This is a genomic window from Staphylococcus condimenti (assembly GCF_001618885.1).
GTDB lineage: Bacteria > Bacillota > Bacilli > Staphylococcales > Staphylococcaceae > Staphylococcus > Staphylococcus condimenti.
Genome location: NZ_CP015114.1, coordinates 235,917 through 259,109, shown reverse-complemented (window position 1 = coordinate 259,109; position 23,193 = coordinate 235,917). Strand labels below are relative to the sequence as shown.

The 23,193-nt window shown below is 35.5% G+C and carries 21 protein-coding genes and 1 other RNA gene; 2 read left to right on the top strand and 20 right to left on the bottom strand.

From position 1 onward, the window contains the following. Positions 1-52: 52 nt before the first annotated feature. The 10 genes from A4G25_RS01345 to A4G25_RS01300 form a co-directional block, all read right to left on the bottom strand. Positions 53-982, bottom strand: coding sequence for a peptidase U32 family protein (locus tag A4G25_RS01345; RefSeq protein ID WP_047131816.1), 930 nt, complete (start codon positions 980-982; stop codon positions 53-55). Further along, positions 979-1,620 carry an O-methyltransferase gene (locus tag A4G25_RS01340; RefSeq protein WP_047131817.1) on the bottom strand — a complete coding sequence of 214 codons (642 nt, stop codon included), beginning with the start codon at positions 1,618-1,620 and terminating at the stop codon, positions 979-981. Before A4G25_RS01340 ends, A4G25_RS01345 begins: the two co-directional genes overlap by 4 nt. Positions 1,621-1,907: 287 nt before the next feature. Continuing rightward, positions 1,908-2,219, bottom strand: coding sequence for a DUF1292 domain-containing protein (locus A4G25_RS01335; protein WP_047131818.1), 312 nt, complete (start codon positions 2,217-2,219; stop codon positions 1,908-1,910). A 22-nt stretch (positions 2,220-2,241) separates the two neighbouring features. Beyond that, on the bottom strand, positions 2,242-2,670 hold the full coding sequence (ruvX, locus tag A4G25_RS01330; RefSeq protein WP_047131819.1) for a Holliday junction resolvase RuvX: 429 nt from the start codon (positions 2,668-2,670) through the stop codon (positions 2,242-2,244). A gap of 2 nt (positions 2,671-2,672) precedes the next feature. Beyond that, positions 2,673-2,936 (bottom strand): IreB family regulatory phosphoprotein, encoded by a 264-nt coding sequence (locus A4G25_RS01325; protein WP_047131820.1) that lies wholly within the window; start codon positions 2,934-2,936, stop codon positions 2,673-2,675. A gap of 68 nt (positions 2,937-3,004) precedes the next feature. Continuing rightward, a complete protein-coding gene (gene alaS / locus A4G25_RS01320) occupies positions 3,005-5,635 on the bottom strand; it encodes an alanine--tRNA ligase (protein WP_047131821.1) in 2,631 nt (876 codons plus the stop codon). A gap of 307 nt (positions 5,636-5,942) precedes the next feature. Then, on the bottom strand, positions 5,943-8,363 hold the full coding sequence (recD2, locus tag A4G25_RS01315) for an SF1B family DNA helicase RecD2 (RefSeq protein ID WP_047131822.1): 2,421 nt from the start codon (positions 8,361-8,363) through the stop codon (positions 5,943-5,945). A 3-nt stretch (positions 8,364-8,366) separates the two neighbouring features. Then, a complete protein-coding gene (locus tag A4G25_RS01310) occupies positions 8,367-9,035 on the bottom strand; it encodes a tetratricopeptide repeat protein (protein ID WP_047131823.1) in 669 nt (222 codons plus the stop codon). Between the two features lie 107 nt (positions 9,036-9,142). Then, complete coding sequence (gene mnmA, locus A4G25_RS01305; RefSeq protein WP_047131824.1) at positions 9,143-10,255, bottom strand: tRNA 2-thiouridine(34) synthase MnmA; 1,113 nt, start codon at positions 10,253-10,255, stop codon at positions 9,143-9,145. 2 nt (positions 10,256-10,257) lie between these two features. Then, complete coding sequence (locus A4G25_RS01300; protein ID WP_047131825.1) at positions 10,258-11,397, bottom strand: cysteine desulfurase family protein; 1,140 nt, start codon at positions 11,395-11,397, stop codon at positions 10,258-10,260. Positions 11,398-11,578: 181 nt separating this feature from the next. On the opposite strand from A4G25_RS01300, the gene A4G25_RS01295 reads away from it, so the two are divergent. Further along, positions 11,579-12,577 (top strand): LLM class flavin-dependent oxidoreductase, encoded by a 999-nt coding sequence (locus A4G25_RS01295; RefSeq protein ID WP_047131826.1) that lies wholly within the window; start codon positions 11,579-11,581, stop codon positions 12,575-12,577. 35 nt (positions 12,578-12,612) lie between these two features. Here the strand turns inward: A4G25_RS01295 and A4G25_RS01290 are convergent, their stop codons facing one another. The 3 genes from A4G25_RS01290 to cymR form a co-directional block, all read right to left on the bottom strand. Continuing rightward, positions 12,613-12,819 carry a CsbD family protein gene (locus tag A4G25_RS01290; protein ID WP_047131827.1) on the bottom strand — a complete coding sequence of 69 codons (207 nt, stop codon included), beginning with the start codon at positions 12,817-12,819 and terminating at the stop codon, positions 12,613-12,615. A gap of 73 nt (positions 12,820-12,892) precedes the next feature. Beyond that, the gene (locus A4G25_RS12930; protein WP_156483151.1) at positions 12,893-13,057 is read right to left on the bottom strand and encodes a hypothetical protein; all 165 of its coding nucleotides are present in this window, start codon (positions 13,055-13,057) and stop codon (positions 12,893-12,895) included. Between the two features lie 171 nt (positions 13,058-13,228). Further along, a complete protein-coding gene (cymR, locus tag A4G25_RS01285; protein ID WP_047131828.1) occupies positions 13,229-13,648 on the bottom strand; it encodes a cysteine metabolism transcriptional regulator CymR in 420 nt (139 codons plus the stop codon). Positions 13,649-13,734: 86 nt separating this feature from the next. On the opposite strand from cymR, the gene A4G25_RS01280 reads away from it, so the two are divergent. Continuing rightward, positions 13,735-15,015 carry a replication-associated recombination protein A gene (locus A4G25_RS01280; RefSeq protein ID WP_047131829.1) on the top strand — a complete coding sequence of 427 codons (1,281 nt, stop codon included), beginning with the start codon at positions 13,735-13,737 and terminating at the stop codon, positions 15,013-15,015. 68 nt (positions 15,016-15,083) lie between these two features. Here A4G25_RS01280 and A4G25_RS01275 read toward each other — a convergent pair whose 3' ends face one another. The 7 genes from A4G25_RS01275 to A4G25_RS01245 all read right to left on the bottom strand — a co-directional run bounded on the left by A4G25_RS01275 (position 15,084) and on the right by A4G25_RS01245 (position 23,161). Then, positions 15,084-15,863, bottom strand: coding sequence for a tRNA threonylcarbamoyladenosine dehydratase (locus A4G25_RS01275; RefSeq protein ID WP_047131830.1), 780 nt, complete (start codon positions 15,861-15,863; stop codon positions 15,084-15,086). A gap of 120 nt (positions 15,864-15,983) precedes the next feature. Beyond that, positions 15,984-16,174: non-coding RNA, 6S RNA (gene ssrS / locus A4G25_RS01270), on the bottom strand. A gap of 71 nt (positions 16,175-16,245) precedes the next feature. Further along, positions 16,246-18,012, bottom strand: coding sequence for an aspartate--tRNA ligase (gene aspS, locus A4G25_RS01265; RefSeq protein WP_047131831.1), 1,767 nt, complete (start codon positions 18,010-18,012; stop codon positions 16,246-16,248). Positions 18,013-18,015: 3 nt separating this feature from the next. Further along, complete coding sequence (hisS, locus tag A4G25_RS01260; RefSeq protein WP_047131832.1) at positions 18,016-19,302, bottom strand: histidine--tRNA ligase; 1,287 nt, start codon at positions 19,300-19,302, stop codon at positions 18,016-18,018. A 329-nt stretch (positions 19,303-19,631) separates the two neighbouring features. Continuing rightward, positions 19,632-20,507 carry an N-acetylmuramoyl-L-alanine amidase family protein gene (locus A4G25_RS01255; RefSeq protein ID WP_047131833.1) on the bottom strand — a complete coding sequence of 292 codons (876 nt, stop codon included), beginning with the start codon at positions 20,505-20,507 and terminating at the stop codon, positions 19,632-19,634. Then, complete coding sequence (dtd, locus tag A4G25_RS01250; protein WP_047131834.1) at positions 20,504-20,956, bottom strand: D-aminoacyl-tRNA deacylase; 453 nt, start codon at positions 20,954-20,956, stop codon at positions 20,504-20,506. The genes A4G25_RS01255 and dtd overlap by 4 nt, the downstream gene beginning before the upstream one ends. A 15-nt stretch (positions 20,957-20,971) precedes the next feature. Further along, positions 20,972-23,161, bottom strand: a complete 2,190-nt coding sequence (locus A4G25_RS01245) for a RelA/SpoT family protein (RefSeq protein WP_047131835.1) — start codon at positions 23,159-23,161, stop codon at positions 20,972-20,974. Positions 23,162-23,193 lie beyond the last annotated feature (32 nt).

Below are 23,193 nucleotides of genomic sequence, written 5' to 3'. Positions count from 1 at the left end.
TTTTGGTTTTGACTCTGCTTTTTCAGCTTGTGTAATCAAGCCATCGCCTCCCTTAATATACTGTATGTTTGAATAAGAACCCTTCATCAAATGGTCTATGTTCAGGTTGAATTGCTTCAATCGGGTCTACAAGCATGAATTTTTCATCTTCATAAGCTTCAGGGTCTTCTTGATACAAGTCAATTGCCTCTCTGTACTGTTCAGTACATACATTGATGTATTCTTCTGTATGTAATACACCATCTATTTTTAAACTGTCAATACCCGCTTCTAACAACGGCTCAAGCTCCTCTATCAAACAAATATCATTCGGAGACATAATATGTGTACCGTTATAGTCTTCAAAAACAGGATATTGATTTTCACGTTCTTCATCATAAAGCAGTAATTGTTTATCACTATCTTCATGATTGCGTTGAATCTTCATTTGACGGTCTTGGAATGTATAATAATTACCGAGCAGCATACGTTTTGATTGGAACATACAAGTCATACCATGTACTTGTACTTCAATTTCTACATCTGCATGTGCTTTAATATTTAAAATTTCTTCTAAGCTCAATTCGCGTGCAAGCACTGCACGTTTGGCACCACGTTTACCCCAATAATTACACTGGAAGTAATTTGTTACGATAGTTTCTGCATCCCAATTCAAAGGAATAGGATTTTCTTGTGCTTTCACATACATCACAACAGCCGGATCTCCGAAAATAATACGGTCGACTTTGATATCATGTAAGAATTGAATATAATCTTCTAAAGCATTCAAATGGTAATTGTGGAAAATACCATTGACTGCAGCATATGCTTTTTTACCATTCTCGTGAATAAGTTGTACTGCTTCTTTCATTGCATTTCGATCAAACTCACCGGCAAGACGCAGGCCGAATTTTTGTTCGCCTATTACAAAGGCATCTGCACCTTTTTCAATCAACACTTCAATATGTGATAATGATTTAGGTGTCACAAGTAATTCTGTCATTTTGACTCTCCTTTTATCGCGATGGCTAAACCATCTTCTATATCTAAAAAGTTTGTTTCAAAGTGTGGATTGTCATTTAACCATGCATTAAACTTTTGAATTTTCTTTACCATCTGTTTCACATTGCGACTTCTGACCACGTCAATATCAGCTACAAAATCATGATATAAAATATTATCTATAATGACGAGTCCGCCTTCTCTGAGCAATGGAGTATAGAGCTCGAAGAATTTTTGAGATTGTGCTTTTGCGGCATCAATAAATATCATATCGAATGTTTTATCTTGAACACGCTCAAATGTCTCTCTTGCATCCCCTTCAATCATATGGACTTGTGAGCCATAAGGGTATTGCGCAAAATTTTCTTTAGCGGCACTTTGCATTGTTTCGTCTCGTTCAATTGTCCAAACTTGAATATCTTGATTGACAGATGCAAAATGCATTGCGCTATAGCCGATAGCAGTTCCAATTTCTAAAATACGCTCACTATGATGTATTCGTATCAACTGTTTAATCATATCCAACGACAAAGGATGGATTATCGGAACATTATTTTTTTCTGCGTAAGGTCTTAACGCTTCTAATTCATGCGGATGTTTCTGCGATAAATTAATTAAGTAATTTTCATTTTTATCCATAATACGCTTCCTTCATCGAAAATTAACAAAAAGAAATCAGCCTTTATGACTGATTTAAAGATGTTACCAACTTCATAAACTTTTTCTTATAATTTAACTTTACATATTTTACCATAAAAGTGCTTTAAAATTAAGTGCTGACTTCAGATTGTTGTAAAATTATCTTTTCAGTTAAAATATAACGTACTTGCAGTTAAAAAATGCGAAATTTACGGGGGTTAGAACACTTGTTCGGATTGATGTATAAAGAAAAGACGGAGCTTGGTGCTCCGTCTTTTTGAAAAGTATTATTCCATTTCAGTATTAACGACTTCTTCAATCATGTCCCATTCTTCTTCAGTGTCGACTGGTAAGAATTTGCCGCCGTCGCCTTCTTCATCCGGCACATTAATCATCGGAATTAATTCAATCATATCATCATCATCTGATGATTCGCCTTCTTCAGCTAAAATCACATATTCTTTATCGAATTCTGGATGATAAAATTCTAATACTTTACGATATAAAACTTCATTACCTTCTTCATCGTATAATGTTAAAAGTTCCTCATCGTTATTGATTTGTAATTCTGCATCTTGATTATTATTTTTTTCAGACATAAATAACGCTCCTTTTTCAGGTTTATTGTAGTGAATCTAAATAACCTTGCAATATAAACACAGCAGCCATTTTATCAATTACTTTCTTACGTTTGCTTCTTGAAACATCCGCTTCTAATAATGATCTTTCTGCCGCCATGGTACTAAGGCGTTCATCCCACATTACCACTTTGAGATCCGGTAACATTTTCAGAAGTTCTTCCTTGTATTTTAACGAAGCTTCGCCTCTAAATCCAATAGAATTATTCATGTTTTTCGGCAATCCTATTACAACAGTGTCTGCATCTTCTTTTTTTATGATTTCTGCTAACTTTGTAATACCTAATTCATTTTCTTCTTCATTGATTCGGAGTGTATCTAAGCCTTGAGCGGTCCAACCCATTAAATCACTGACAGCAACGCCGACTGTTTTACTGCCTACATCTAAACCTATAATTTTATGTGATAGCATAATTAATTATCTTTAGACGCATTCAAGTAATTTGAAACAAGTTCTTCCATAATTTCATCGCGGTCGATTCTTCTGATTTGATTTCTTGCCTCATTATGACGCGGTATATAAGCAGGATCTCCAGATAATAAATATCCGACAATTTGATTCACAGGGTCATATCCGCGTTCTTTCAAGGTATTATATACATTTGTCAACACTGATTTAACATTTTCTTTTGGGACATCTTCAAGATTAAATCGCATTGTTTTATCATAATTGTTCATTTTCTTACACACTCCTTCTACATTAGTAGGCTGATACATATACCATTCTACATGAGAGTGCGCTGAAGTTATAGCGATTTAATATAGTTTTTAATGAATTGTAATGACTCTGTTATCTTGCTTGGATCGCTGCCGCCGCCTTGAGCCATATCCGGACGGCCGCCGCCTTTACCTCCGACAACAGGTGCCATATTTTTAATTAAATCGCCTGCTTTGACTTTATCTGTTTCTGCTTTAGGTACAGTTGCGACTAATGCGACTTTCTCACCAACATCGCTTGCTAAGATAATCACTGTATCTTGTAATTTAGATTTAAAATCATCCATTGTTTGACGTAAGGATTTTGCATTCTCTGCATCAACTTGCAATGCTAATACTTTTAAACCGTTGATTTCTTCGATTTGGTCATCGATACTGCCCATTTTCAATGCAGTAATTTCTTGATTACGTTGTTCTAATTGTTTATGCAATTGTTTTTCGTTGTCGATGAGTTGAGTTACTTTTTCAGCAACTTGGTCATCTTCTTTTGCTTTGACTTGTTGTTTGACTGCTTTAAATTTATTTTGAACACTTTCAAGATATAAGAATGCAGCTTTACCTGTTAATGCTTCGATACGGCGTACACCTGCACCAGTACCTGATTCGCTGACAATCTTGAATAATCCGATTTCAGAAGTATTTTGTACATGGATACCACCGCATAATTCGATTGAAAATGGTGACATGTCTACAACACGTACGATATCGCCGTATTTTTCTCCGAATAAAGCCATAGCACCAGATGCTTTTGCTTCTTCAATCGGCATTTCTTTGATTGTAACGTCAATACCTTTCCAGATTTCTTCATTGACACGACGTTCGACTTGTTCTAATTCTTCTTCAGTTACCGGACCGAAATGAGAGAAGTCAAAACGTAAGCGGTCTCCTTCAACAAGTGAACCTGCTTGGTTAACGTGATCGCCTAAAACTTCTTTTAATGCAGCATGCAATAAGTGTGTAGCACTATGGTTTTTCTTAATATCTCGTCGATCTGCATGGTTCACGGATGCTTCAACTTCAGCACCTTCAGACACCTGTCCGAATTGAACTACGCCTTTATGCAAGTTCTGACCATTCGGTGCTTTTGTAACTTCTGTCACTTCAATTTCAAAGTTTTCATTGCTCACTGTACCTTGGTCTGCGACTTGACCGCCGCTCACCGCATAAAATGGTGTTGCTTCTAATACAAAGAATACAGTATCTCCTGCATCTGCTTTTTCTACACGTTCGCCATTTACAATAATATCTGTAATTTTTGTGTTTTGATCCATGACTTCATAACCTGTAAATGTGCTTTGCGTTTTAATATTTTTTAATACTTCGCTTTGAATTTGCATAGATTCTGATTTTTGGCGTGCTTGACGTGCACGGTCTCTTTGTTTTTGCATTTCCGCTTCGAATGTTTTCATATCCACAGTTAAACCTTCGTTGTCTGCAATTTCTTCTGTCAATTCAATTGGGAAACCGTATGTGTCATAAAGTTTGAATGCCTCTTTACCATTGATAACATTGCCGCCTGCTTTGGCATCTTTAATCATATCGTTTAAGATTGCAAGACCTTCTTCTAATGTTTCGTGGAAGCGTTCTTCTTCAGATTTAATTACACGTTTGATGAAATCAGCTTTTTGTTTTACTTCTGGATAATAAGGTTCCATGATATCTGCGACTGTGTCGACTAATTGATACATGAATGGTTCATTGATATCTAGAGATTGACTGAAGCGTACTGCACGGCGCAGCAAACGACGTAATACATAACCGCGTCCTTCGTTTGCAGGTAAAGCACCATCACCAATTGCAAAAGCAATTGTACGGATATGGTCTGCAATGACTTTGAAAGCAACGTCTTGTTCTGCATTTTCTTGATATTTTTTACCAGAAATTTTTTCCACATCTTCAATAATCGGCATAAATAAGTCAGTTTCGTAGTTCGTACGTACATTTTGTGCAATAGAAGCCATACGTTCCAGACCCATGCCGGTATCAATATTTTTATTTGGAAGCGGTGTGTACGTATGATCTTTATTGTGGTTGAATTCACTGAATACTAAGTTCCATACTTCGAGATAACGTTCATTCTCGCCACCTGGATACATTTCTTCAGCTGGATCGTCTTCACCATATTCTGGTCCGCGATCATAGAAAATTTCTGTATTCGGGCCAGATGGTCCTTCACCGATATCCCAGAAGTTGCCTTCAATACGAATAATACGGCTTTCTTCTAATCCAATAACATCATGCCATAAATCATATGCTTCTGTATCTTCTGGATGAATCGTTACATATAATTTTTCTGGTTCCATACCCATCCAACGATCACTCGTTAAGAATTCCCATGCAAACTCAATCGCTTCACGTTTGAAATAATCACCGATAGAAAAGTTGCCTAACATTTCAAAAAATGTATGGTGACGTGCTGTGAATCCTACATTTTCAATATCATTTGTTCTGATTGCTTTTTGAGAGTTGACAATTCTCGGCTTTTTAGGAATTTCTCGTCCGTCAAAGTATTTTTTCAATGTTGCAACGCCTGAATTGATCCATAATAAAGAATCATCATCAATCGGTACAAGTGGTGCTGAAGGTTCTACCATATGTCCTTGTTCTTTGAAATAATCAATAAAATTTTGTCTGATTTCACTTGCTTTCAACTGCTTCATATAATCCTCACTCCTAATTTACGATGTTTAAGCTCCGTATACTTGTGCATAAAAAAATACATTCATCCTCTAAAGGGACGAATGTATCGCGGTACCACCCTAGTTATGTGTGTGATTCAACACAACACATCACTCATTGTTTTATACGGACTGACATAAAGTAGCGTTCATCAATGTTTGCGATACCTTTCACCAGCCGGCACCTCTCTCAAGCATAGTACATTGACTACTCATCTTTATGCGAATTTAGTTTTATTTTAGATGGATGGTGAGTAAATGTCAATTATATGTCGTTTCGAAGATGTTTTTATTTATCATTCGCGAAACTATAAGGTGTGACATTACCCATTCCAATCATCGGGTCAATTTCAAATATTGTTTCTTCTGATAACGCAATGACTTTTGAATTTTGTTCTGCAATTATCTCGTTTGTATCTATATCATTTTCTGTTTCATTTGTTGTTTCGCTCATTTCTGTACCGAAATAATCGCGCAATAGCTGTGCCATACGTGTCATCCGCACTTGACCATAGGTTTGCATACCAATATCAAAGGCTTGACTGTCGCCTAGAAAAACTAAAGATTGTTTAGCTCGCGTTAATCCTGTATAAATAATCGGTCTTTGCAGCATGCGGTAATATTGTTTGACTACCGGCATTATCACAATTGGAAACTCTGAACCTTGCGCTTTATGAATGGAAGTACAATAAGCATGCGTAAGTTCCATCATATCTTGTTTGGTAAATGTAATTTCATTTCCATCAAAATCAACGACTAACACATCTTTATTCAATTCATTTTCTTTTGCCCAAAAGATACCTTGAATGACGCCAATATCTCCGTTAAAAATATTATCGCTTGGTCGATTAACTAATTGCAGTACTTTATCGCCTTTTCGAAAAACAACATCTCCGAATTCGATTTCACGTGTATCTTCTTGTTTAGGATTTAAAATGTCTTGAAGTACTTTATTCAGACGCTTAATACCAGCACTGCCTCTGTACATCGGTGCAAGTACTTGAATATCACTCATATCATAACCTTTTTTCACAGCTGAGGTTACCACTTTATTAACTACATCCGGTATTTGATCGGCACTGCATGGTATAAAACTGCGATCATGAAATCGTTGTGTAATATCAATTGGCTGTCCCAGTTTCATTTTATGTGCTAATTCAATAATACTAGAACCGTCTTGTTGGCGATAAACTTCAGTTAGATTCACACGCGGCACTACTTTAGAATCAATTAAATCTTTAAATACTTGCCCTGGACCTACTGAAGGTAATTGATCTTCATCTCCTACTAAGATGACTTGCGCATCAATTGGAACGGCATTTAAAAATTGGTGGAACAGCCATGTGTCGACCATAGACATTTCGTCGATAATAATCAGCTTAGCGTTGATTTCATTTTCAAGAACGTCTTCTGGTTTTGTTTCTTGGCTCCAACCGATTAATCGATGTATCGTCATAGCTTCTAATCCCGTAGATTCTTGCAATCTTTTAGCAGCTCGGCCTGTTGGTGCTGCTAAAGCGACAGGATAATCATCTTCGTTATAATCATCATAATCAAGAGACAGACCATGGATTTCAGCATATAATTCTACAATACCTTTAATCACAGTTGTTTTACCTGTACCAGGCCCGCCTGTTAACAGCATGACTTTAGAATTTATAGCAGTTTCAAGTGCTTCTTTTTGAGATGCAGCATAATTTACATTATTGACATCTTCAATTTCTCCAATGTGTATCTGCAGGTCTGATTGTTCAATTGTCTCTAGTTTTGTTTGATGTGCTTCAATGCGATATAAATTTTGTACACTTTTAACTTCTGAATAATATAAACTTGGTACAGAAAGTGTTTCATCTGCTTCTACCAACTTTTCTTCTTCAGTCAGCTGTACAATCATCTCTTCCAACAATTGGGCATCAATGGATTCGCTATGCACTTGAGATAAAGTATCTTGTGAAGCTTCAATCACATAATCTTTCGGCAAATACGTATGTCCTTGTTTAATACATTCTTCCTCAATTGTATATAATAATCCTGCTTTTAATCGTTCAGGATCATTGTATTCAATACCAAGATTCTTAGCTAAAGTATCAGCTTTATTAAAACCGACCCCTTTAACATCATAGACAAGCTGATACGGATTCTTCTCAATTTCAGTGAGTGTTTCAACTTGGTAAACTTGGTAAATATTCATCGATAATTTAGGACCGAAACCTAAATCATGCAGACGAATCATGATTTTTTCAACTTCTTGATTACTGTAAATTTGTTCTGCAATTTGTTTTTGCTTTTTCTTAGACAGATGCGGTACTTCTGCCAATACTTGTTCATCATCAAGAATTTTATTAATCGCATTTTCACCAAGTGTGTCGACGATATTTTCTGCTGTTTTTTTCCCGATGCCTTTAAATAAATCACTTGAGAGATAACTTACAATCGCATCTTTAGTTTGCGGCAGTTCTTTTTCAAAGGTCTCAGCTTTTAATTGCTTGCCATATCGAGGGTGAGTGACAGCTTGACCTTTAAAAGTATAAACATCTCCTTCCGCAATTTCAGGAAAGAACCCTACAACGGTCGGCATACTATCAAATTCTTCATTTGTCTCGATTGGATCTACTTTTAATACAGTGTAAAAGTTTTCTTTATTTTGAAAAAGAATAGCTTCAACTGTACCTTTGACCATTGAATAATCAAATAATGTAGGGTTGCTCAAATGTTATTCCTCCTCTTGATCAAGCTGTTTGAACATTTTAATCGCATGTTGACTTAATAAATGTTTAGGATCAATTTCAATCGCACGTTCAAAATACGGCATTGCTTCCTCTGTATTTTCCGTCTTCATATAGCCTGCTAATCCGCGATTATACAGTGCATCTGTATTTTCAGGATTTTGTGAGAGTACTTTATCTAATTGCTCAACAGCTGCATCAAATATTTCTAAGTGGCACAGCACAAGACCATATTGAAACTGGATTTCTTCATCGTTTTTATCATCAAGTTCTGATGCACGCATTAAAAACGGCATTGCTTCTTTAAATGCGCCTAATTGATTGAATGACATACCAATCATGTAATTGGTATCCGCTTCATCCACACCTTTTTGCAAGGCTTGCTGATACAATTTAATCGCATCGTTGAAACTTTCAGCATTATAGTAAACATTAGCCAGATTATAATAAATCGCACCATTGTCTGGATCTATAGTTAAAGCTTTTTGGAAAAATTTTTCTGCTTTTTCTACTTCTCCTGCTTCAGCAAGCAATATACCTGAGTTGATATAATTTTCAATTGCTTCAGGGTTTTCTTCAATATTTTCAAAAAGTGCTTTTAAAGCTTCTTCAAACTTACCTTCTTTAATGAGTTGATAGATTGCTTCTTGTTTCATTTTTTAATCCTCATTTCTATCTCATTTCAAATATATATTTTAACAGATATGATGTATATTATGTAAAAAAAGAGACGAGGTAATATTCTCGTCTCTATACTATTCATTTAAACAATATATGTTAATTGTCCTGCTTCTTTATATACATCATCGATTGTTGCACCGCCAAGGCAAACATCACCGTCATAAAGTACAACTGCTTGTCCCGGTGTGATAGCACGGACAGGTTCATCAAAATCAACACGGATTTGGTTTTCTCCGATACGTGTAACTGTAACTTTTGTATCTTTTTGACGATATCTGAATTTCGCAGTGCATTCTAAACCATCTGTTAAATCGATATCATTCACAAGTGATACATCTGAAGCTATTAAGTAATCGCTGTAAAGTGCATCGTGATGGAATCCTTGTTCTACATATAAAACATTATCTTCCAAATTTTTACCTACAACAAACCATGGGTCTCCATCTCCGCCGATACCTAAACCATGACGTTGACCGATTGTATAATACATCAATCCGCTATGTGTTCCCATTTTTTTGCCGTTTAATGTACGCATATCACCTGATTGTGCTGGCAAATAGTTAGATAAAAATTCTTTGAAATTGCGTTCGCCGATAAAGCAGATACCTGTTGAATCTTTTTTCTTAGCTGTTGCTAAGTCTTGTTCTTCTGCGATACGACGGACTTCAGATTTTTCCATACCGCCTAGTGGAAACATTACTTTTGATAACTGTTCTTGTGTTAATTGATTTAAGAAATATGTTTGATCCTTATTGTTATCAACACCGCGCAGCATTTCAACATTTCCATCTTCATCACGTCTTACTTGCGCGTAATGGCCTGTTGCAACATAGTCAGCACCTAATTTCATTGCATGATCTAAAAATGCTTTGAATTTAATTTCTTTGTTACACATTACATCAGGATTCGGTGTACGTCCTTTTTTATATTCATCTAGGAAATAAGTAAATACTTTATCCCAGTATTCTTGTTCAAAGTTGACAGCATAATATGGGATGCCGATTTGGTTACAAACTGCTATTACGTCATTATAATCTTCAGTTGCAGTACAAACGCCATTTTCATCAGTATCATCCCAGTTTTTCATAAAGATACCAATGACATCATATCCTTGTTCTTTCAGTAAGTGGGCTGTAACTGAACTGTCAACACCGCCAGACATACCTACTACAACTCTTGTATCTTGGTTGCTCAAGTTTATTCCTCCTTAAATCTATGATAAATTTTTTGAATTTCTGCTACGATATATTTAATTTCCAAGTCAGTTGTTAATTCATTGAAACTGAAACGGATAGATTGTTTTGTTCTAGGGTCTTCTCCATACATTGCTTCTAATACATGAGAAGGCATTGTAGACCCTGCTGTACAAGCCGAACCAGATGAAACACTGATATTAGCTAAGTCTAATAAAGTCAGCATTGTTTCCACGTCAATAAACGGAAAGTATAAATTTAAAATATGACCTGTTGTATCTGTCATAGAACCATTTACTTCAAATGGAATACTGCGTTCTTGGAGTTGTACTAAAAATAATTCTTTCAAATTCATAAGATGCACATTATTTTCATCACGTTGTGCATCTGCGATTTTTAATGCTTCAGCCATACCTGCAATTTGAGGCATATTTTCAGTACCTGCGCGACGTTTTGTTTCTTGACTACCGCCAAGTTGTGAGAACTTAATCGGTGTTTTCTCTTTCACGAGCAGCATTCCTACACCCTTTGGTCCTCCGAATTTATGTGCAGTGACACTCATTGTATCAAATTCAAATTCGTCAAATTTGATAGGTAAATGCTCTATAGCTTGTACTGCATCTACATGCAGCAGTGTATCGTATTGCTTCACAATTTCTTCTATGTCATACATCGGCTGGACAGTGCCGACTTCATTATTCACAAACATTATAGACATTAAAATCGTATCTTCGCGCATCACGTTTTTTAATTGGTTTAAATCAATAATACCTTCTTGGTTCACATCTAAATAAGTAACTTCAAAACCTTCTTTTTCAAGCTGTTCAAAAACATGCAATACTGAATGATGTTCAATCTTAGAAGTAATGATATGCTTTCCTTTATGTTGATTTGCATACGCTAGACCCTTAATTGCAGTATTATTTGATTCTGTTGCACCACTAGTAAAAACAACTTCATTCGGCTTAGCACCTATATAAGATGCAATTTCTCTACGTGACGCATCTAAATATTGACGTGCATCTCTGCCGACGCTATGAATGGATGACGGATTGCCATAATGATGTTGATACATTTCCATCATTTTATCTATAACTTCTGGTTTTATAGGAGTGGTTGCTGCATAATCTGCATATACTTCCATTAGTCAGACACTTCCTCACAATTTTATCAATGTTCCAATTCTAGCACCATCATGTCAATTTTTCTAGTGCTCTGTTTCATTTTCATTATAACATCTGAAAATTAGTTGATAAGCAGTTAAATACTTTCTTTTGAATACCACTGTTATAATTGAGACATGATTATAAAAGGAGGCAAAATTTGTGAGTGATATAAAACTTTCAGCTTTAAACTTAGTACCTATTCGCGAAGGCGGAGATGAAAAAGAAGCAATCGATGATATGGTGACTCTTGCTCAAAATTTAGATAAATTAGATTATGAACGTTACTGGATTGCAGAACATCACAATGCGCCTAATTTAGTAAGCTCTGCAACTGTATTGCTGATTCAACATACATTAGAACATACTTCAAAAATACGTGTGGGCTCTGGAGGAATTATGCTTCCAAACCACGCACCATTAGTAGTGGCTGAACAATTCGGTACATTAGAAACAATTTACCCGAATCGTGTAGACTTAGGTTTAGGAAGAGCCCCTGGTACTGACATGATGACAGCAAGTGCATTAAGACGCGATCAGCATAATGGTGTTTATGCTTTTCCTGAGGAAGTTGCACAATTAAAAAAATTCTTTGGTCCTGAAAATCAACAAGGCTACGTAAGAGCTTATCCAGCTGTTGATAAAAATGTACCTTTATATATTCTCGGTTCTTCAACAGATTCAGCCCACTTAGCAGCAAGACAAGGGTTGCCTTATGTATTTGCTGGTCACTTCGCTCCACAGCAGATGAAAGAAGCGATTGCGATTTATAAAGAATTATTTGAGCCTTCTGATGTACTCGATAAACCATACGTTATTGTATGTTTGAATGCTATCGTAGCAGAAACAGATGAAGAAGCGAAAAAATTATCTACTACTTTAGCACAAGTGATGATTAGTATTGCACGAGGCAGAATGGAGCCGCTTCAACCGCCAGTTGATGATTTAGCATCTGTTTTAACACCTGCTGAATTACAAATGGCTGAAAAACGTGCTCAAGACTCTTTAATCGGCTCAGAAGAAACAGTCAAAGCACAAATCGAAGACTTTATTGATTTCTATGGTGAAATTGATGAGTTGATGGCTATCAGCTACATTTATGACAAAGACAAACAAATCGACTCATTCAAACGCTTGAAAAAAATAATTAAAGACTTATAAAAAAAGGCGCCTGTGATAGGCGCCTTTTTTAGATATTACTTATCTTTATTAAATTTATCTTTTAATTTATCAGTGAAGTTTTTTGCTTTATCAGCAACTTCATCGATTTTTTCGTTCATTTTACCAGATGTTTTATCTGCTTTGCCTTCTTTTTCTAAATCTTTATTATCAGTAGCGTTTCCTACTGTTTCTTTAACATTGCCTTTGGCTTGTTCAAATTTATTCTCTTCATTATTAGCCATGTGGAATCCCTCCAAAGCATTTTATATTATTTTGTATTTCATATTATCCATTTAGCAATCACTTTAAACATTATTAAGGCTTATCTGGACCACCATGTTTAACCAATTCTTCATGCATTTCATCCATTACATGCTGGCCTTTTTCTTTTTTGGATTGATGTTTTTCCAATTTTTTCGAATCTGCATGTTTTTTCGCATAAGCTTCATAATCTTTGATTTTATTTTTTTCATCTTTCATGATTATCGTCCTCCTCAAGTTACACTCTATGATGTAAAGCTTTGTTGTCACATAACTTAATATACCCTTCTAAAATAATATATAAACAAAAGAAATAAAATTATTATATATTTGCACAAAAAGCATCAAAAAAGCTTACCAACCTAACAGAAGTTGGTAAGCTTTTCTTATTTAAATATAAAACATATAATTATCGAGTTTATCAGAATCATTAAATTCCACTAAGTATTTAAGCGTTGTACCATCAAGTACTTCTCTGACTGCATCGCGCATACGTAACCACAATTCTTTTTGAGCTGGTGGTTCAGAATCTATACTTTCAACAAATGAAATCGGGCCTTCTAATAGACGGATAATATCGCCTGCTTTTATCTCATCAGCTGGTACACGAAGTTGATATCCGCCTTTTGCACCGCGGACACTTCTAATTAACCCAGCATTTCTTAACGGTCCAACTAATTGCTCTAAGTATAGATCACTAAGATTATTCTCTTCAGCTATTGTCTTTAATGATACACAACCTTGCCCTTCTCTTTTAGCAAGAGAAATCATCAAGGTCAGACCATATCTCCCTTTTGTTGAAATTTTCATGTTATTACCTCGCTTAATCCGATTTAGTTTTATTCAATTTTAGCATTTTTTACGTTAATATAGTAACAGAAAGGTGTGATTCGAGATTGAATAATGAACCTCTAGCTTCAAGAATGCGTCCACAGAACCTGGATGAGATTATTTCACAACAGCACCTTGTCGGCCCAAAAGGAATTATTAGACGAATGGTTGATTCGAAACGTCTCACATCCATGATTTTCTATGGTCCGCCAGGAATCGGCAAAACAAGTATTGCAAAAGCCATTGCAGGTTCTACCCAATTCAAATTCAGACAGCTCAATGCTGTTACCAATACAAAAAAAGACATGCAAATGGTAGTTGAAGAAGCCAAAATGTCTGGCCAAGTTATTTTATTGTTAGATGAAATTCATAGATTAGATAAAGCTAAACAAGATTTCTTATTACCTCATTTAGAAAATGGCAAGATTGTTTTAATCGGTGCTACGACTTCTAACCCTTATCATGCTATCAATCCTGCTATTCGTTCTAGAGCCCAAATCTTTGAACTTTATCCTTTAGATGAAAATGATATTCGTACTGCATTAGAACGTGCACTTTCTGAAAAAGATCGTGGTTTAGCTGAATATAATGTCAATATTGATGATGACGCGCTTCAGTATTTCTCAACTCAAAGCCAAGGCGACGTAAGAGCTGCGTTAAATGCATTAGAACTTGCCGTATTAAGTACAAAACCAGATGAAAATGGTGAAGTTCATATTACATTGCAAGATGCAGAAGATTGTTTGCAAAAAGGCAGTTTCATGAGTGATAAAGATGGAGATATGCACTATGATGTAATGAGTGCATTCCAAAAATCGATACGCGGCAGTGATACAGATGCAGCTTTACATTATTTAGCACGCTTAATAGAAGCCGGCGACTTGCCAACTATTGCGAGAAGATTACTTGTTATCAGTTATGAAGATATAGGTTTGGCATCACCTGGAGCAGGACAACGAACATTGGCAGCAATTGAAGCTGCAGAACGTTTAGGTTTTCCAGAAGCACGAATTCCACTAAGCCAGGCTGTCATCGAATTGTGCTTGTCACCTAAATCTAATTCTGGTATCACAGCCATTGATGCTGCATTATCTGATATTCGCAAAGGACATGCTGGTCAAGTTCCTGACCATATTAAAGACGGTCATTATGCCAGTGCTAAAAAGTTAGGAAGAGCCATTGGTTATCAATATCCGCATAACTCTGAAAATGGTTTTATACCACAACAATATTTACCGGATAAATTAAAAAACAGACAATATTACCATCCTAAATCTACGTCTAAAGCTGAACAGCAATTTAAACAGGTATATGATAATATTTCTAAACAGCAAAAGAACTTATAAAAAGGTTGTATAATGAAAAGCCGAGACATAGTGATACTATGTTCTCAGCGTTTCTGTTATACAACCTTTTATTTATCTTGTTTACGATCTTTAATACGCGTAACGGGTATATCTTTTAAAATATCGTTAATTACATAACCCGCAGAAATCAATCCTACTACACTTGGAACAAATGCATTTGATGAAGGTGGAATTTGCCCTTTTCTTGTTGCTGCATTTTTATCACCAACAGTTTCTTTTACATCTTCACGAATCACAATAGGGCTTTCATCAGAAAAAACCACAGGTACACCTTTTTTAATACCATCTTTTTTCAGTTTTTGACGGATAATTTTAGCGATTGGATCTGTATTTGTTTTAGAAATATCTGCAACTTGGAATCTAGTCGGATCTGTTTTGTTAGCAGCGCCCATACTAGAAATAAGTTTAACATCACGTTTCAAACATTCTTTCATCAAATGTACTTTGTACATAATCGTATCACTGGCATCGATAAAATAATCTATATCATAGTCATTAAATAATGCTTCATACGTATCTTCATTATAAAACATATGCAATGATGTCACTTTACAATCTGGGTTAATTAATTTAATACGTTCTTCCATTAATGTTACTTTACTTTGACCGATTGTAGTGGTTAATGCATGTAGCTGACGATTGACATTAGTGATGTCAACATCATCTTTGTCTATTAAAATAATATGGCCGATATTAGTTCTAGCAAGTGCTTCTGCAGCAAAAGATCCTACACCGCCGACACCTAATACTGCGACAGTTTGTTTTTTGAGTAAATCTAATCCTTCCTTGCCATAGGCCAATTCATTGCGTGAAAATTGATGCTTCATTTTAGTACTCCTTTAATTCTTACTTTTACATCTATTCATTATAGCAAATTCTAATTTTAAGTATACCGCAGCTAAAATTTTGTGAATAAAAAAATACGCAGAACCGAAGTTCTGCGTACGATAGAATCCGTTGTACCGTAGTTATAATAGCTTGATCATTTTGGCCTGCTATATACAGGTGGGTGCCCTGTTTCTTGTTTTGCAAGTCCTCCTAGTGAGGCGTGTGCGCTGCAAGAAAACCTATTGGGCTCCCTGATCAAAGAGTGTTAGGTCAAAATACATACAGCAAACTACGAATATTTCAGACGACTATCTTATGAGTTAATATTACCACATTCTACCTTAATTGCAAATTTAAACCATCGAAATTTCAAATTTTTTATTAATGACGAATGCGTAGTGATAGTTCCTCTAATTGTTTATCTGAAACTTCGCTTGGTGCTTGTGTCATTAATGAAACTGCTGATGCTGTTTTAGGGAATGCAATTGTATCACGCAAGTTATTACGTCCAGCAAGCAGCATTACGAAGCGGTCTAAACCTAATGCAATTCCGCCATGTGGTGGTGCACCATATTTAAAGGCATCTAATAAGAAGCCGAATTGTTCTTGTGCTTGTTCTTTTGTGAATCCAAGTACTTCAAACATTTTTGATTGGATATCTGCATTATGAATTCTGATAGAGCCGCCGCCAAGTTCATAACCATTTAAGACGATATCATACGCTTTGGCTTGTGCTTTTTCAGGTGCAGAATCTAATTTATCCAAATCTTCATCTTTAGGTGATGTGAATGGATGATGTGCTGCAACATAGCGTTTTTCATCTTCATCATATTCAAGTAACGGCCAATCTGTTACCCATAGGAAGTTAAGTTTGTTATTATCGATTAGTCCTAATTCATGTGCTAATTTCACACGTAATGCACCTAAACTTTGAGCTACAACACTTGGTTTGTCAGCTACGAACATCACTAAGTCTCCTGGTTCAGCACCAGTTAATTCTTTAACTTTTTCAATATCTTTATCTTCGAAGAAGCGTGCAATTGGGCCGCTAAAGCCATCTTCAACAACTTTAACCCAAGCTAAACCTTTTGCACCATAAATATTTACAAATTCTGTTAAAGTGTCCATATCTTTACGTGTATATTTATCTGCAGCGCCTTTTGCAGCAAGTGCTTTAACTTCTCCGCCTTTTTCAACAGTATCTTTAAATACTTTGAAATCCATAGTACGTCCAAGTTCAGAAACGTCTTTTAATTCCATATCAAAACGAGTATCAGGTTTGTCTGAACCATAACGTGACATTGCTTCTGCATATGTCATGCGTGGGAATTGCTCAGTAAGTTCAACACCTTTAACATCTTTCACTACTTTTTTAAGTAATGCTTCACCCATTTCCATAACATCTTCTTGATCAACGAAGCTCATTTCTACGTCGACTTGAGTGAATTCAGGTTGTCTATCTGCACGTAAATCTTCATCACGGAAGCATTTAACGATTTGATAATATTTATCGAAACCGCTGATCATTAACAATTGTTTAAATAATTGCGGAGATTGCGGCAATGCATAAAATTGCCCTTCATGAACACGAGATGGTACTAAGTAGTCTCGTGCACCTTCTGGTGTAGATTTTGTTAATACAGGAGTTTCGATATCAAAGAATCCATCTCCATCTAAGAATTCACGTACTGAACGTGTAATTTGATGGCGCATTTTAATAGTTTGTGCAAGTTCTTGTCTTCTTAGGTCTAAATAACGATATTTTAGACGGATGTTTTCATCCACTTGTTGGTTTTCATCATTAATTGAAAATGGAGGTGTTTGTGCTTTGTTAATGATATGAATATGATCTACTTGTACTTCCACGTTACCTGTATTGATTTTAGGGTTTACTGTTTCTGGATCACGTTTTGTAACTGTACCTTCAACTTCAATTACATATTCACTACGAATAGATTCTGCAATTTCTAATGCTTCTTTTGAAAAGTCAGGGTTAAATACGATTTGTACATAACCTTCTCGGTCACGTAAATCTACGAAAATTAATCCACCTAAATCTCTGCGGTTATGAACCCAACCTTTTAATGTGACACGCTGTCCTAATAAATCTTCTGTTACTAGACCACAATATGTTGTTCTTTTACTCATAAATTACTTCTCTCCTTGTTTTTCTTTCTTATTTTCAAAATAAGAAACTAAGTCAGCTAAATGAATAGAATCAGATTCTCCGCTATCCATATGTTTTATATCAATATTGCCATCTTCAAGTTCTTGATCGCCGATAACAATTGTATATTCTGCCCCTACTCGGTTTGCTTGTTTCATTTGACCTTTAATTTTTCGTTTCAAATAATCTTTATCAGCTTTGATACCGTGATGACGTAAATCGTTTAATAGATTAACTGCATATCTATCGGCTTTTTCACCCATTGTTACAATGAATAAATCTAAGTGTTCATCTTCTTCGATTTCTATACCTTCTTCTTCTAAAGCCAATAATAAGCGTTCGATACTTAAAGCAAAACCAATACCAGTTTGTTTTGGTCCATCTAATAATTCGAGCAGACCATTATAACGGCCTCCTCCACATAAAGTAGTAATGGCACCATCATAATCAGGACTATCAATCATCAATTCAAAAGCAGTGTGTGTATAATAATCCAGACCACGAACTAAGTTTGGATCTTCAACATATGGAATATTCAAGTCATCTAAATATTGTTTCACTTGGTTGAAATATTCTTTTGATTCTTCATTCAAGTAATCAGTGATGCGTGGCGCTGTTTTTACCGCTTCTTTATCTCTATCTACTTTACAATCTAGTATACGCATTGGATTTGTATACAAACGCGCTTGACAATCATTACAGAAAGTATCAATGACAGGTTCAAAATGTTCAATCAACGCTTTATTATATTCTTTGCGTGAATCAAAATCACCCACACTATTAATTACTAGTTTAAGGTGTTTCAAACCGAATGATTGATAAATATGCATCACCATAGCAAGAATTTCTGCATCAATACTTGGATCTTGCGCACCAATCGCTTCTACACCAAATTGATTAAATTGTCGATAGCGCCCTTTTTGTTTACGTTCATAACGAAACATCGGTCCATTGTAGTAAAGTTTAATAGGTTGATTTGGATCACCTTGCATTTTGTTTTCAATATATGATCGCACAACCGCTGCTGTTCCTTCTGGACGAAGTGTGATACTTCTATCACCTTTATCTTTAAAAGTATACATTTCTTTTTGAACTACATCTGTAGAGTCACCCACACCTCTTGCGAATAAATCAGTGCTTTCAAAAATAGGTGTACGAATTTCTTTATAATTATATAATTCCATTAATTCATCAAGTTTAGTCTCGATATATCTCCATTTTCTACTTTGATCTGGTAGAATATCTTGCGTTCCACGAGGGATTTTAATCATAATGTCACATCCTTTTGTAAATAAAAAAACCCTTGCATGATATCGCTATCACACAAGGGACGAATACTCCGTGTTGCCACCCTAATTGAGCCGAATTAATAAACCAGACTCCACTTTAAACAATTAACGTATGTTAGACGGAAGTTGACCTTTACAAGTCTCACTTCACCTCTTCTTGTGTTCAATAGTGACAAAATTACTCTGAATAATCTTTCAGCCAAGGATTATTTCTCTATTTGCATTTCTTAATGTCCATTCAAGAATTATAACGGTTTTAATTATTTTATTCAGATACTATCATAACGATTTTGCCCGTTGATTGCAACTATTTAATTTGAGAAGTATGTTCTAAGGCCATCAACAATAGCTTGTTCAACGATATGACGATGTAGTTTATCTGTTATCATCATTTCATCTGTAGGATTGCTAATATAACCTAATTCAATCAATACTGCTGGTATTTTTGATTGGCGCAGTACTTGATAATTTTCTTGTCTTGCGCCTTTTGGAGAAAGTATTGCTTTCTTTTGAATACTCATGCTTAGTGCTTCAGCCAAGCCTTCTTGTTGTTTTTTATACCAATAGACTGTAACGCCATTTGCATCAGAAGATTTCAGCGCATCATTATGTAAACTGATAAATGCATCTCCACTTAATTTTCTATCTTTAAGTTTGACATATTCATCTTTATCACGCGTCATTTTGACCTTTGCACCTTCTTGCTCAAGCAACTTCTTTAGTTCTAGACCTGTTTTAAGGGTATAAACTTTTTCTAAAGATTTAGAAGGTGTTGAACTGGAGGCACCCTGGTCTCCACCTCCGTGACCAGGATCCAGTACAATCACTTTATTTTTTAAGGGTTTTGCATTCGGGTCGTTATCTGGTTCGATATCTAAATCAGTGTGCCAGCCAGCAACCCATCCTTTTTCCTTGCCGTCTTGAGTAGAAACATACAACCACTTCCCTTTTTTATCAAGTTGTTTGAATGTTTCTCCTTTGTCTGCAGGAAATATTTCAGGATAGACCGCATTCGGACCAGTTCTTAACTCAGCATCTTCTTTCATTGTGACTTTATCATCATGATCAGCTTTATAATTCGCTACTACAATAATGATAAATAATAGAACAATCAACGCAATCAATGCGATAAATATAGGAATCGGTTTGAGTTTACGTTTCTTAAACCAATTTTCTATTCGATTCATATAATTTTGCCGTCCTGACTTTCATAAATAATTGTTACAGGACCATCATTCGCAATATCAACAAGCATATCAGTTCCGAACTCTCCAGTTTTTACTTCTACACCGTATTGGCGCAGAGCTTCATTCAATGCTTCGTATAGACGATTTGCTTCTTCTGGTGGTTTTGAATTAGAAAATCCTGGACGATTTCCTTTTTTTACATCTGCATACAGTGTAAATTGTGAAATTGATAATATTGCACCTTCAACTTGTTGTACATTTAAATTTAATTTTCCATTCTCATCTTCAAATATACGTGCATTCACAATTTTTTTGGCTACTGCTTCAACATCTTTTTCAGTTGAATCTTGACCTACACCTACTAAGAGACAAAGTCCTTTTCCAATTTCTTCATGAATAGATTCATTCTTAACAGATGCTTGTTTAACACGCTGTACTACTATTTTCATATTTTAACACCTCTGTTAGTTCCAAACTCTTGTTACAGTATAAACATCTCCAAGTTGTTTAATACGTTCCACAACTTTAAAGACTTCGTTTACATTTTTTACCATGACACTTAAATTAATAATTGCATTTTTTTCTACATCAGACTTACCTGAAACTTTAACTAGATTACTATCTGTTGCATTAACAGCTTGCAAGACTTCATTCAATAATCCATTTCGATCATAAGCCGTAACTTCTAAATCAACTTGATATCTTTGTGTAGAATCTTTTGATTTCACCCATTCAACATCAATTAATCGTTCAGTTTCACTTTTGATATTCGGGCAATCTGTACGATGCACTTTAATTCCGTGTCCTTTGGTAATATATCCTACAATATCATCACCTGGAATCGGGTTACAACATTTTGATAACTTGATCAGTACATTTTCGATTCCTTCAACATATACACCGCTGTCTGTTGTGATATGGTCTTTAATCGGAACTGATTTTGTGACCTCTTGTGCTGCATTCAAGGCTTTTTGTTTATCTAATATACGTTGCTTTTCCGTCAATTTATTCACTATTTGAGATGATGTAACACCGCCAAATCCAACAGCTGCAAATAAATCATCTTCATTTGAAAAGTTATATTTTTGATTAACGGCTTCAATATTTTCTTCTGTCAAGACGTCTTCAACTTTAAATCCTTGATCTTTAATCTCAGCTTCCACCATAAATTTACCTTTTTCGATGTTGGAAGAACGGTCTTGCTTTTTGAAAAAGCTTTTGATTTTGCTTTTAGCGCTTGAGGATTTAACAATTTTCAACCAGTCTCTACTTGGTCCATATGAATGTTTGCTCGTTCTAATTTCGACAATGTCGCCTGTTTGCAATACATAATCAATTGGTTCAATTTTACCATTGACCTTCGCACCGATCATTTTATTGCCGACTTCACTGTGTACTGCATATGCAAAATCAATCGGCACCGCACCATATGGTAATTCAATAACATCACTTTGCGGTGTAAATGCGTAGACTTTATCGCTTTGTAAATCGAATTTCAATGATTCCATAAATTCTTGGGCATCATTTGCTGTTTTATCTGCTTCTGCTAAATCTTTAAGCCATGATAATTTTTGTGCATAACCAGAATTATCATCCGTCACTTTCTTGCCTTCTTTATATGCCCAGTGAGCTGCAACACCATGTTCAGCAATTTCATGCATTTCTTGTGTACGAATTTGAATTTCTAACGGATCGCCATTAGGTCCAACTACGGTAGTATGCAAGGATTGATACATATTTTGTTTCGGCATTGCGATATAATCTTTGAAACGTCCCGGCATCGGTTTCCATAAAGTATGCACTAAACCAAGTACCGCATAACAATCTTTAATAGAATCAACAATAATACGTACAGCTAATAAATCAAAAATTTGATCGAATTGTTTCTTTTGTTTCATCATTTTTCGATAGATACTGTAAATATGCTTAGGACGGCCATTGATATCGCCATTAATTTGCATTTTATCCATTTCTGATCTGATTCTATCGATAGCATTGGTGATATATGCTTCACGTTCGCTGCGTTTCTTTTTCATTAGATTAACTATTCGGAAATATTGAACGCCGTCGATGTAACGTAACGCAATATCTTCAAGTTCCCATTTGATTGTGTTAATACCTAACCGATGTGCTAATGGCGCATATATTTCTAACGTCTCTTTAGAAATACGGATCTGTTTTTCACGCGGCATTGCTTTTAAAGTTCTCATATTATGCAATCTATCGGCTAATTTCACTAAAATAACACGAACGTCTTTAGCAATCGCAATGAATAACTTACGGTGATTTTCAGCTTGCTGCTCTTCTTTCGAACGATATTTAACTTTCTTAAGTTTTGTTACACCTTCTACTATCATTGCGACTTCATCATTAAACATCGCTTTTACATCATCAAATGTGTATGGAGTATCCTCAATCACATCATGTAAAAAACCAGCAACAATTGTTGGTCCATCCAAATGCATTTCTGTTAAAATTCCTGCAACTTGAATAGGATGCATGATATAAGGCAGACCGTTCTTTCTAAATTGTCCTTGATGTGCTTCATAAGCAATATGATAGCTTTTCAGCACGTGTTCATATTCTTCCTCACTTAAATAGGATTTAGCTTTATACAACACTTCGTCTGCACTATATGGATATTCATTATTCACATTAGACACCCCCACATATTCGTTTACCTTTT